Raw genomic sequence first — 12,792 nt, forward strand, 5'->3', positions numbered from 1 at the left:
TGTGTAATAAACAATGACACAAAAAAACACCAATTATGAAAAATTGGTGTTTTTTTATTACTCATTAGGTTGTAGTGGCCCATAATAATAAGATGCTGTCGCACCACCATCAATTAGAAAAGTTGCACCACTAATATAGTGTGCTCGTTGACTCATAATCAACTCGGCAACGTCAGCAACCTCGTCTGCGGTTCCTGGACGTCCAGCTGGCGATTTCGCAAACATATTTTTATAGAACGCACCTCGTTTGCCATTAAATTCATCACGTGCTAAAGGTGTCACAATAATACCTGGCGCAATAGCATTTACACGGGCTTGACGTTCACCCCATTTAACAGCTTCATACATTGTTCTTTTTTCATTGCATCGTTTGGCCAATTGATAAGCATGCAACGAATCTTTAATATTATTAACCTGCAAGAAGTCTAAATCTAATAGTTTCTCAGTTGGCGCCATTGCTAATTGCCGGTCCTGGTGTGGCGTTAATGCTGGCATCCTATAGCCAGATTGACTTGAAATAACAACACCAACACCACCAGGTGCAATAACTTGACGAACTTCTTCTAATAAGACGGCCGTACCATACAAATCCACTGCTAAAATTTTTTCAATTGATGCCTGTGACGGCGAAACGCCTGCCCCATTAACCAGCATTTTAATTTGCCCAAATTTTTGCGCAAATGCAATCATAGCTTTAATTGACTGACGAGATGATAAATCCATCTGAAACGTTGCCACATCATAACCAGCATCTTGAAGAACGCCACTAATCAATTCTAAGTTTTCGGTACTACGATCACCTAAAATAATTTTTTGACCATAACCTAGTCTACGCGTTATTGCTAATGATAATTGGCCAGCACCAACGACCAACATAACATCTTTTTGCTGCATCATTTTTTCCTCGCTGTACTATTATTTACCTCATTGGTAATGAAATTACTATACTACTTGAAGTAAACTTCAAGTCAAATTAATTTGCACTAAAGTTTACTCTAAGGTGTATAGTAAAACACATTATTATATAACGGCATCATTAAAAAGAAAGGGCTAATTTTATGAAAAATATTTTGATTATCGGTGCTACCGGAACAATTGGTCAGGCTACACGTCATCTACTGTTAACAAAAACAAATTATCATCTCACTTTGTTTGCCAGAACTGCAAATCAACTAATAATTAATCATGACAGAGAAACTAGTATTAGTGGTGACCTCAATCATAAAAAAGAATTACTGAAGGCGATGCAAAAACAAGATATCGTTTTAGTTGCATTAAGTGGTGATTTACCAAAATATGTTCAAAATATCATAAATATTATGCAAGAAATGAAAGTTTCACGCATTATTTTCATTGCGTCAATGGGAATTTATAATGAAATCCCTGACAATATTGGTGCCAGTGGCAATCTTAAGCAAAATCCATATTTAAAAAAGTATCGTCAAGCTGCTGATTTAATTGAAAGCTCATCATTAGACTATACAATTATTCGGCCTGGTTGGTTTGACCAAGGTACAGAAACATATGAAATTACAACTAAGGGTGAAGCTTTTGGTGGTCATGATATCGCTATTAATAGTATTGCAGATTTTATCGTAAAATTGATAATCCATGATGCATTTGGTATCAAGCAAAACTATGGCATTAATCGGCCTAATTTCTAAGCAATAATAAACGGGATTTACCAAGTAGGTACTTAGTAAATCCCGTTTATTATTATGCTGTTATTTTAATTAACGATTTAATTGCCCGACGTTCATCCATCGCTTCGTATGCTGCCTGTATTTGATCAAGATGAAATGCTTCTGTAAACACCTGTCCTGGATGAATATCACCGTTTAAAACAGCTGTTAGCAAACCATGCTTTTCATCATGTGTCGTAACTGCTGCAATACCACCACGAAGACCGATATTAGACCAGAAAAGCTTATTAGCTGATGGCTCATTTTGTGGTACACCCACACGACCGATAATAGCACCAGCACGTGAAATTTGCTGAGCTTCTTGTATAGAGCTCTCGTTACCAACACATTCAAGAACTGCATCAACGCCTGCCTGATTCGTTATAGTTAACATATCTAACACAGCTTGCTTATCTCGTGTTGACACAATATCAGTTGCACCAAATGCTACTGCCAACTCAGCACGTTCTTGGTGGTGACTTAAAATAATAATTTGCTTTGCTCCCATTAACTTTGCGGCAATCACTGCACACAATCCCACAGCACCATCACCAATAATAGCAACAGCATCCCCGGGTTTAACCTCGGCCGTATATGCAGCATGATACCCTGTTGCCATCACATCAGATAACGTTAATAAATCATTCAACTGTGATTCTGAATAATCTTGTGGTTTTCCGGGAATTTTTACCAATCCCCAATTTGCATTACTATAACGCAAATATTCTGCTTGATAACCATTTTCTGAATCTTCACTAGCATGATTATTTTCACAATTACCATCAAATCCAGCTAAACATGCTGCACATTTACCACATCCATGCGTAAATGGCACGACAACAAAATCACCAGTTTTAACCTTGGTCACTTGTGAGCCAACGGTCTCAACCACACCAATCGCCTCATGACCAACTCGCGTATTTGAGTCACGCTGGTTTATGCCACGATACCACCACATATCAGAACCACAAACACAAGCACGTACAATCTTAATGACAGCATCTGTTGCTTGCTTTATTTCTGGTTTAGCGACCTCTTTTAATATTATTTTCCCTGGCGCAATAAAATATGCTGCTTTCATTTTAATCCCCTCTACTTAAATATATTTTTAATAATTAATTTTTATCAGTCTTTAGTATAAAACTTGAAGTATACTCAAAGTCAAACAAAAATAATTGCAATAGCGATTTGCCTTGGAGCACACTCTAAGGTATAAAATAAATAAAAAGTTACCAGGTCTAGGAGGCTATTAAATTGAACATTAAACAAGCGAGTGAAATCAGTGGTATTTCTGCAGATACAATTCGATACTATGAACGAATTGGTATTATCCCAGCTATTAAGCGCAGCACAAGTGGTATTCGTAACTTCGATGACGAAGATTTAAAATGGTTACAATTCAGTCGCCAAATGCGGACTGCTGGGGTCTCAATTGAAGCATTAATTGAATATATTCAATTATTTCAAATGGGTGACCAAACAATTGATGCACGTGTCCATTTATTGAATGAACAAAAAATGCAGTTAGACGAAAAAATTAAATCATTAGTTAACGCAACAGATCGTTTGGCTTATAAAATAGATAACTACCAAACTCATATGATACAAACAGAAAAAAATTTGCGCCCTTTTAATAATAAAACCTTTCAATAGATTACTAGTTTTATTACGCAAAATAACAATAATCAAAAAGATGGTTCTAAAAACTTTAAACGTTTTTAGAACCATCTTTCACTACAGATCATACAATATTATTTATCAGTTTTTTCATAAACTGGGAACGAATCCGATGCCCCATAATTTTCAATGTGTTTAAATTGCTTTAATGTCACCATATCCTCATCACTAATCGTAAATGATAATTCAGTATTACCAATAATATGACTTGGCGTTTCTGACTTTGGTAAAGGTAACATCCCCAATTGCAGACAATATCGTAAGCACAATTGCGCAACATTAACACCATACCTATCCGCCATATTTTGCAATGATTCATTAGTCAAAATTTCACCATGAGCCACTGGTGAATAGGCTTCAACTAACACGTCGTTATCTTGACAATATTTGATTAAATCAAACGGTGTATTTGAGACATGCGCTAAAATCTGATTAACAGCTGGTTTAATGCGACCATTTTGCAAAATATTGTCTAAATCAATTTGTTGAAAATTTGACACACCAATAGCTTTAATTTTACCAGCATCATATGCCTCTTCCAAAGCACGCCATGCTGCTAAGTTTCCCTTAAAATAATGTTCACCATTTCTAAAATCAGCCCATGGTTGTGGTGCATGAATAATCATCATATCCACGTAATCTAATCCCATGTCTTTTAATGACTGATCAATTGCCGAAACAGCTTCATCATATGACCTAATTTCAGCTGCTAATTTCGTTGTTACAAAGACATCTGCGCGTGATACTGAAGATTCTCGTAGTGCCTGTCCAACCCCTTTTTCATTACCATAGGCTTGTGCTGTATCAATATGGCGATAACCGGCATCCAATGCCACTTTTACAGGATTAATGACGTTATCATTTTCAATTAACCACGTTCCAAAGCCTAACTTAGGAAGTTTAACACCATTTGATAATGTAAATGTCTCATTTAAAACTGTCATATAATACCCCTTTTTTAACTTTTATTTTATTTTTTAAAAATCAAATGTACACCGCCATCTGACAACTTCTTAGCTTGATCAAAAGCAAACGTATCATCAACATATTGACCTACTGCTTCAAAACTAGCTTTTTTATTTTCGTCACCATTAACATGAGGCGCGATTACTAATGAAATTTGATCCACAACATGCGCTTTCAAAAACGCACCATTAATCATGGCACCACCACAAACAGCCAAAGTTTCAATATTGAAATGGGCATATAATTTTTCCAACACTGTTTCAAAATCAAACTCTGTTTCACCACCAATAATATATGGAATATTCATTGATTGTAAAAAGGCTAGATAGGCTTGACTCGCTTGTTTTGTAACAACTTCAATAGCATGCATTTGATGACCATTATAGTCAAAAAAGTTTTGCGTCCAACCACACTTTCCCTGACGATCAAACGATACAGACCATGTATCAGATTCTATTTCTGGTAACCAATCCTCATATGGAATTTGTGCATCTTCAAAATCACTCAAATCAAGCGTTGCTGGTGCTGCATACATTTGAATCGTTTCACGACCATTGGCATCAGCATTGCTCATTTTAAATAATTCATCTGAATAATAAGCACTTGAAGCACTGCTACTATGTGGTCCATCAATTTTACCATCAATTGAAACATACATATGGATAACGACTTTACTACGCGTCATAACGACTCCCTCTTTATACTTAAGTTAATTGATTATAGGCATCATCTTCAACTGGTTCTAACCATTCTGACTCACCAGTCGTTATCGCTAAATGACTAAACCAACTATCTTTCGTTGCACCATGCCAATGCTTAACACCATCATGGGCAATCACAACATCACCTGGATTTAATAGTTGCGCTGACTTACCTGCCTCTTGATACCAGCCTTGTCCACCGGTAACTAACAGGATCTGGCTACCATTATGATGAATATGCCAATTATTACGACAACCTGGCTCAAAAGTCACATTGCCCACAGGTACACTCACATCATCACCAGGTGTCACTAATGTGTTGTTATAACTTTGACCAATAAAATATTGTGCAAAGGCATCATTAGTTGGTCCGGTTGGAAAAACGCCTGGTTGTTCAACTTTTTGATTTGTCATATTAACTTCTCCTTAGATTAAAATAATGTTATTTATTGCCAAATTTCTTTTGCACGATTAAAAGCTGACCATGCTTTTGGCCAACCAACATAAAATGCCAAATGTGTAATTTCAGCAACAATTTCTTTTTGCGTAATGCCATTAGCTTTACCAATTTGTAAGTGTGTTGCCAATTGCTCAGTATTCCCCATTGCAATTAGTGCCGCAATTGTTATCAATGAGCGATCATGCGCACTTAATTCATCCTCTTTATCCCAAACTTCACCAAATAAAACATCATCATTTAAATGAGCAAACTGTGGTGCAAATTCACCCAACTGTTCTTGTCCTGCTGTTTGTTTCTTAGCCATAATGGCACCTCCCTAATTAATAGCTATCCAACAAACTCATTTTAAGACTTAAAGTACACTTTAAGTCAAATATTTTACTAGATATTATTAAATTTGTTTTGTTGTATAATATATACTTAAAGTTAACTAAAAGGAGATTTTAACCATGTCACTTACCAAAAACACGTATAATATTGGTGAATTTAGTCAATTAACCGGTATTCCAACATCAACTTTACGTTATTATGAAACTGAAAATTTAATAAAACCCCAACGCTCAGCTAATGGTCATCGCTACTATACTCGTGATGATTTTGATTGGTTACGTTTTTTAAACCATTTAAAAGGCGCTGGTATGAGCATTGCCGACTTAAAACAATATATTATGCTACGCGAACAAGGTGATAAAACGATTCCGCAACGTTTAGCACTCCTGAAAACAACTAAAAACAACTTTTTGAAAGAATTATCAGAAATCCAACAACACTTACAAATTTTAAACGATAAAATCAACTGGTATGAAGCCAAAGTTACTGGGATTATTTCTGATAGCGAAAAATTTAAAACTTATCTAGAACACTTAGGGCATGAAAATTATTAACCACAAAAAATTTATGATAATGATAAAATTTTCATTTCAATAAAAGCAAGTACTTGCATGCATTAAAAATCAATCGTATAATAACGGCGTAATCAAAAATATACGGAGGTTTCGGTAATGAAATTTAAACAATTTATTTTAAGTAAAGGACCTATTCTAGCCCTACTAGTCGGTCTACTCTATGGGGTTATTGTTTTCTTCATCTATTATTCAGGCTATAGTGCCGTCCCTAATAATGTCGATAAATTACCAATTACACTGGTTAATCAGGATCAAAAAAGTAACAAACTCGCTAAACAAATTAAAAAGGCTTTACCTTATAAACATGTCAAATCAACACCCAATCTAATAAATGCCAAAAAAGAATTAGACGATCGTGATACTTACTTAATTATTAATATTCCGAAAAATTTTACTACCGATATTGCTGCAAATAAGCAACCAAATTTGAATTTTTACATTAATGAGTCAAATCAAACTTCAATTGTCAGTGCCATGAAATCAACAGCTACAACTATTGGTAATACTGTCCAACAACAAATTAGTATGCAAAAAGGAACTCTATTAATCGCTAAGCCACAATTAGCATCCCTACAACAGCAACTTCAGCAGGAGCAAGTTAAGGCCAAAGAAACAATCAGTCAACAAAAACAAGCAATTAGTACTGCTCCATCTACACAACAAGCGGCGTTAATACAAAAACTTGAAGAGCAAACTAATCAAGCCCAAGTTAAAGCACAGCAAACTGCCGCCAAGAAAAAAGATAAAATTATTAGTGATGCACAGTCACAAGCACAACCACTAATCAATAACATTAAAATTAATATTGAACGACAAAATAAAGTTGATACTGGTCTAAACAACTCGCTAGCCCCATTTTTTGCTAGTCTATCAATTTATCTTGGTTCCCTAATAGGCGCATTACTTCTCTACAACACATATGCTAAATTTGCTCCTCAAATTGGTCGCTTTAAAGCTTTTGCCAATCTTGAAATCACGATGGCTCTTGAAGCAATTATTATTGCTGGTATCGTTACATGGGCCATTTCAGCAATGGTCGGCACTGGTAACTTTGGTGAACTTTGGTTATCACATTTATTAACTATTTTTGCTGCTTATAATTTCAATTCAATAATGCTACTACTACTTGGTCAAGTTGGAACTGCACTAAATATTTTCCTAACCATGCTACAAGTTGTTGCTGGTGCTGGTATGATTCCCGTTGTAACAATGAATACCTTCTTTAAAGCCATTCGCAGCTTTGCACCCATGTATTATGGGATTACGAATGATTTTAATGCCATGTACGGTGGCACCACACCAACGGCAGTATGGTATGGCTTTATATCTTTGATAATTGGAATCATCATCATTAACCTAATCATCGTTGCTTTCAAGAAACAACAAACAATGTTAAGATTTGATAAATTGGGTTAATGGAGGTTTATACTCGTGTCAAAAGATAATCAAATTCAAGAAACAATTTTAAGTGCATTTTCAGATTTAATTCGCCAGTATGGATATCGTGGCACAACGACTAAAAAAATTGCCACGATGGCTGATGTCAACGAAAGCACGATTTTTAGACATTTTAAAAATAAAGCTGGTATTCTAAAAGCACTAGTTCAAAACTATCTAATTGATGTCAAAGAAGCAGCTAATGATTTTGAGTTCCATAATGATATTGAAACAGATTTAGTGCAAGTTGCTAATATTTATCAACAATTTATTAAACGACACCAGTCAATTTTTTTACTATCACTGCATGAATCAACAGAATTTCCAGAAATCGAGTCAGTTGTTAACCAATTACCACAATATTTCCATGATTTATTAATGGTCAAATTTCGTGAAATGGTGCAAGCTGGTGAAATTGATTCTCAAACTGATATTGCTACTGAAGTAGACAGTTTCGTCACCCTATGTTTCGGTAATGCTGTTGCTTCATTTGTTTATCCCAATTCAGCTTTATTTATTAAAGCTGAACAATTTTCAGAGAAGAATATCCGTACATTTGCTCAACACTTAAAATAATATATTGAATAAACATTCAACACTTTAATAAAAAATAGCCGCTTACCATCTTTCGGTAAGCGGCTATTTATATTATTATCATTACCAACCAATATGATGACGACCATTTGGCTCTTTTAATTTACCATTTACAAAATCCTCAAATACTTGATGTATTATTGTAAATGCACGTTGTAAATCAGCTTCTTTAATCACCAATGGTGGCTGAAAACGTAGGGTACTACCCCGTAGCGAAATCATTAACACCCCATTTTTAAATAAATTATAGATGATTGTATTTGTTGCTTGTTCATCACCCAAACCTGTTTTGGGATTAATAATATCAATTCCACCGTTTAAACCATATAAACGCACATCCCCAATAAAATTAAACTGTGTCTTTTCATGAGCAAAGAAATTTTGCGCCACTTGCCCCAGTTTGGCTGACTGTGCAACTAAATCTTCTGACTTAATAACATCTAATGTTGCTAAAGCTGCTGCTGCACTGACCACATTTCCAGCTGTTGTATAAACATTAGCTGGCGCTTGCAGACTCTGCATAATTTCACGTCGTCCTAATACAGCACTCAATGGTATTCCAGACGCCATTGACTTGCCCATCGCAATCAAATCTGGTTTTAAGCCAAAGTGCTCAAATGACCAAAACGTTCCAGTACGGCCATAGCCTTGATTTACCTCATCAACAGCCAATAAAATACCATGTTCATGTGCAAAAGAAGCCACCTTGTCCCAATATCCAGCCGGTGGTGCAATAATACCACCATCGCCTTGAATTGGCTCAATCATAATAACTGCTGTTTCTTCAGCTGGTAAATAATTTTCGAATGGTTCTTTAAACGCTGCAAACATTCGCTCAACAAAATCTGCATCACTTTCATTTACTAAACGTTTATCTGGTGACGGAAAAGGCACCTTATAAAAACCTGGTAACAATGGTCCAATCTTGCGACTCATGTTTAAACTAACTGCTGAGGCAGAAATAGATCCATATGTTGAGCCATGATAGGCACCAACAAAAGACACAACATTTGGACGACCTGTGTAACCCCGAGCAAACTTGATAATAGCATCATTGGCATCTGAACCTGAATTACCATAGACTACCATCCAATCATCTGGATTACCCGGTGCTAATTTAACTAATTCACTTGCTAGTTTTGCTTCCGTTGACGTAGCAAAATAAGCTGCAGTGTAATGAACTAAATTTTCAGCCTGCTTTTGAATTGCCTTAACAATTTTAGGATGAGCATGTCCCGTGTTAGTCGCACTCGCACTCGCTAACAAATCAATATATTCATTACCATCTACATCAGTTAAAATTGCACCTTTCCCAGATTCAATGACCACATCAAAATAGTAGACACGGCCTGCTCCCGCAAAATGTTGTTCTTCTTGATTTAAAATTTCATCATTTTTGACCATAGTTATTTTTTGTTCCCCCTTCAAAAAAATAACGATTAATCGCTTGTTTTATTTCTTAATACTGAATGCTTTGCACCGTATACAAAGTAGACAATAATACCAACAATGAACCATACTAATGCGTAAATTTTAGCTTCTGAGCTTAGTCCCCAGAATACCCAACCAGACAAAAGTGCTCCAATAGCTGGTGTTACCGGATAACCAGGCATTTTAAAGCCAGCTTCTGGCAAATCCTTACCTTCACGTTTATGCAACGCATACATTGCCAATGACACAAAAATAAAGGCAATCAATGTTCCTGCCGAAATTAATTCTGACAAGAATGAGAATGGGAAGAATGAACCAACAATAATTGCAATTATTGTCAAAACCAATAGGCCACGATTTGGTAATCCTTTGTCTGACGTTACTTTACCCAACCATTTAGGAAGCATACCATCACGCCCAAATGAGTAAAGCAAACGCGAACCAGCCATCATCATCCCAATCAAAGCCGTAACCATTCCAACAACAGCAATAATTGATGTAACAGCGGCAACAATTGGATGACCGGATTGTCGCAATGCCCAACCAACTGGCTCAGCGTTATCAACATATTGTGTATATTTAAACATACCAACCAAAACAATTGAAACACCAATAAATAAAGTAACTGCAATCAATAATGATCCCAAAATTCCACGAGGCATTGTCTTTTGTGGGTTAACGGCTTCAGCAGAATTAGAAGCAATTGAATCAAAACCAATATATGCTAAGAAAATACCTGAAACACCTGCCCAAATTCCTTGGAAGCCTCCCATAGTTGCGCCATTTGGATTATATGCTGGTACAAATGGTGAATAATTTTCAGGATGAATAGCTGTTAATCCAACAAAAATAAATAGTAAAATTGCAAAAACTTTAACAACAACTAAAATAACTTCAATACGTGATGCTTCATGCACGCCACGTGAAAGTAGCAAAGCGACCAAACCAATGGCGATAAAGGCAACAATATCAATGACACCACCTTTAGGACCACTAACTGCTTGAGACCAACCAAACAAAGTATGTGTGTCTAGTGCCCCTGACAATGAAGCGGGCAATTCAACATTAACTTGTGTTAATAACCCTCTAAAATTCGCGGATAACCCAGATCCGACAAACGCAACAGCAATAATATACTCAGCTAACAATGCCCAACCAGCAATCCAACCAAACCCTTCACCAAATAGTACATTAATCCATGAATAGGCTGATCCAGCAACTGGTAATGTTGAAGCCATCTCAGCATATGCTAATGCCACAAACCCAGCCACAACTGCTGCCAGTAAAAATGAAAAGACCACACCAGGGCCGGCATACTTTGCCGCTACAACCCCAGGCAAAGTGAAGATAGCCGTCGAAACAATTGTCCCCACACCTAATGCTAAGAAATCCTTAGTGTGCAAAACACGTGGCATTTCTGAATCTTTACTAATATATGTAGAAGCGTCCTCGCGCTCCATAAATTTTGACAATAGCCCCATATACTCTACTCCTATCTAAGGTGACCGTATTAATCATGATTGACTAATTTATTAATTGCCTTAATTGGACAATTATTATTTACAATAATACCAACAAAATAAAATAAAAATCGGCCAGTAGTAATTATTTTAGCTATGACAATTGTTATCATAGCCAGTTATATAACAAAACAAATAATTATCTCCAAAACCAATTATTATCAATAATACCCTGTTGGTTATAAAAGTCAACATTTTTCTAATCTTTTTATCATTTAACTTCTAAAAGCCTTACCGTATCATGTTTAAAGTAAACTACATGAAAAAAGTACATAAAAATTATGTACTTTTTATCGTTTATATTCTTTTATACTTACTTTTTTGTTGAGTCACGTGCAATATAACCATGTGGCAAAACAATATTATTAATCGCTGGTTCTTCATGGTTCATTAATTTTGTTAACATACGCATCGCAACCGCACCAATATCATATATCGGTTGTGTCACCGATGATAATTGTGGTCGTGTTATAACTGTTACTTTTGAATCATTGCTCGTAATAATTTCAAATTCTTCAGGTACTTTTACATTAGCGTCCGTCAAACCATTAACCAAGCCAGCAGCCATTTCATCATTAGCCACCACTGCAGCGGTTACCTTTGATGACTTAACTGACTGAGCCAACTCATAACCTGATTGATAGTCATAGTTACCTTGAAATACTAATTGCTCATCATATGGTATATCATACGTTGCTAGCGCATCTTGATACCCTAATAAACGATGTTCTTTATTCATATAGTGATTTAAATCACCAGTGATAAATGCAATGTCTTTGTGACCAGCTTTTAATAAACGCGTTGTTATATCATTCATTGCTGACCGGTAAGCAATATTGACTGATGGTTGCGCGTCTTGATCATCAAGTAAACCTGCCAAAACAACTGGCACATCGGCCTTTTTAAATTCATCACGAATGGCATCATTAACAAGATTCCCCATAAAAATAATACCATCAACTTGCTTGCCCAAAAGATTTTCCATCACCTGAACTTCTTTGGTATTTGATTCATCTGAATTTGCCAAAATAATTTGATAATGGTACATTGCTGCAACATCATCAATACCACGGGCTAATTCAGCGAAATAATGGTTTGTAACATCTGGAATAACAACGCCAATAGTCGTTGTACGACGTGATGCTAGACCACGAGCAACTGCATTTGGACGGTATCCTAACCGATCAATAACAGCTTTAACTTTATCTTTAGTTTCTGACTTAACATTAGCATTACCATTAACTACTCGTGAAACGGTAGCCATTGATACCCTTGCTTCACGTGCAACATCATAAATTGTAACTGTTTGTTTATCCATTACTATTCTCCTTATCTTATCAATACAAATATGTATTCAAGTCTCGTTACTAAATCAAGTTACTCTAGTATATAGTAAGAACTTACGTGCATTATGAAACC

At 35.9% G+C, this 12,792-nt stretch carries 14 protein-coding genes; 5 read left to right on the forward strand and 9 right to left on the reverse strand.

The genetic code is table 11. The features are described 5' to 3' along the window. Positions 1-57: 57 nt before the first annotated feature. Positions 58-897, reverse strand: coding sequence for an SDR family oxidoreductase (locus FFM55_RS05070; protein WP_170999662.1), 840 nt, complete (start codon positions 895-897; stop codon positions 58-60). Between the two features lie 161 nt (positions 898-1,058). Here FFM55_RS05070 and FFM55_RS05075 point away from each other — a divergent pair, with 161 nt between their 5' ends. Then, the gene (locus tag FFM55_RS05075) at positions 1,059-1,664 is read left to right on the forward strand and encodes an NAD(P)H-binding protein (protein WP_137600638.1); all 606 of its coding nucleotides are present in this window, start codon (positions 1,059-1,061) and stop codon (positions 1,662-1,664) included. A gap of 52 nt (positions 1,665-1,716) precedes the next feature. Here the strand turns inward: FFM55_RS05075 and FFM55_RS05080 are convergent, their stop codons facing one another. Next, positions 1,717-2,763: a zinc-binding dehydrogenase gene (locus FFM55_RS05080; RefSeq protein ID WP_042493439.1), complete on the reverse strand. Its 1,047-nt coding sequence runs from the start codon at positions 2,761-2,763 to the stop codon at positions 1,717-1,719. A gap of 173 nt (positions 2,764-2,936) precedes the next feature. On the opposite strand from FFM55_RS05080, the gene FFM55_RS05085 reads away from it, so the two are divergent. Continuing rightward, positions 2,937-3,335: a MerR family transcriptional regulator gene (locus FFM55_RS05085; protein WP_137600639.1), complete on the forward strand. Its 399-nt coding sequence runs from the start codon at positions 2,937-2,939 to the stop codon at positions 3,333-3,335. Positions 3,336-3,433: 98 nt separating this feature from the next. Here FFM55_RS05085 and FFM55_RS05090 read toward each other — a convergent pair whose 3' ends face one another. The 4 genes from FFM55_RS05090 to FFM55_RS05105 are packed head-to-tail and all read right to left on the reverse strand — an operon-like array spanning position 3,434 to position 5,790. Continuing rightward, the gene (locus FFM55_RS05090) at positions 3,434-4,303 is read right to left on the reverse strand and encodes an aldo/keto reductase (RefSeq protein ID WP_137600640.1); all 870 of its coding nucleotides are present in this window, start codon (positions 4,301-4,303) and stop codon (positions 3,434-3,436) included. A 26-nt stretch (positions 4,304-4,329) separates the two neighbouring features. Next, the gene (locus tag FFM55_RS05095; protein ID WP_137600641.1) at positions 4,330-5,010 is read right to left on the reverse strand and encodes a dihydrofolate reductase family protein; all 681 of its coding nucleotides are present in this window, start codon (positions 5,008-5,010) and stop codon (positions 4,330-4,332) included. A gap of 19 nt (positions 5,011-5,029) precedes the next feature. After that, a complete protein-coding gene (locus tag FFM55_RS05100) occupies positions 5,030-5,440 on the reverse strand; it encodes a cupin domain-containing protein (protein WP_042493434.1) in 411 nt (136 codons plus the stop codon). A 32-nt stretch (positions 5,441-5,472) separates the two neighbouring features. Continuing rightward, entirely contained in the window at positions 5,473-5,790 is a 318-nt protein-coding gene (locus FFM55_RS05105) for a carboxymuconolactone decarboxylase family protein (RefSeq protein WP_042493432.1), read from the reverse strand. Positions 5,791-5,935: 145 nt separating this feature from the next. Here FFM55_RS05105 and FFM55_RS05110 point away from each other — a divergent pair, with 145 nt between their 5' ends. The 3 genes from FFM55_RS05110 to FFM55_RS05120 all read left to right on the forward strand — a co-directional run bounded on the left by FFM55_RS05110 (position 5,936) and on the right by FFM55_RS05120 (position 8,404). Next, positions 5,936-6,370 (forward strand): MerR family transcriptional regulator, encoded by a 435-nt coding sequence (locus tag FFM55_RS05110; protein ID WP_042493430.1) that lies wholly within the window; start codon positions 5,936-5,938, stop codon positions 6,368-6,370. A gap of 117 nt (positions 6,371-6,487) precedes the next feature. Then, entirely contained in the window at positions 6,488-7,807 is a 1,320-nt protein-coding gene (locus FFM55_RS05115; RefSeq protein ID WP_137600642.1) for an ABC transporter permease, read from the forward strand. A gap of 15 nt (positions 7,808-7,822) precedes the next feature. Then, entirely contained in the window at positions 7,823-8,404 is a 582-nt protein-coding gene (locus FFM55_RS05120) for a TetR/AcrR family transcriptional regulator (RefSeq protein ID WP_042493426.1), read from the forward strand. An 81-nt stretch (positions 8,405-8,485) separates the two neighbouring features. On the opposite strand, the gene FFM55_RS05125 is transcribed toward FFM55_RS05120, so the two are convergent. The 3 genes from FFM55_RS05125 to ccpA all read right to left on the reverse strand — a co-directional run bounded on the left by FFM55_RS05125 (position 8,486) and on the right by ccpA (position 12,691). Then, positions 8,486-9,826, reverse strand: a complete 1,341-nt coding sequence (locus FFM55_RS05125; protein WP_042493424.1) for an aspartate aminotransferase family protein — start codon at positions 9,824-9,826, stop codon at positions 8,486-8,488. Positions 9,827-9,861: 35 nt separating this feature from the next. Further along, positions 9,862-11,334 (reverse strand): APC family permease, encoded by a 1,473-nt coding sequence (locus tag FFM55_RS05130; protein WP_137600643.1) that lies wholly within the window; start codon positions 11,332-11,334, stop codon positions 9,862-9,864. 352 nt (positions 11,335-11,686) lie between these two features. Beyond that, the gene (ccpA, locus tag FFM55_RS05135) at positions 11,687-12,691 is read right to left on the reverse strand and encodes a catabolite control protein A (RefSeq protein WP_042493422.1); all 1,005 of its coding nucleotides are present in this window, start codon (positions 12,689-12,691) and stop codon (positions 11,687-11,689) included. Between the last annotated feature and the right edge of the window lie 101 nt (positions 12,692-12,792).

The sequence above is a fragment of the Weissella sagaensis genome (assembly GCF_005405285.1).
Lineage (GTDB): Bacteria > Bacillota > Bacilli > Lactobacillales > Lactobacillaceae > Weissella > Weissella sagaensis.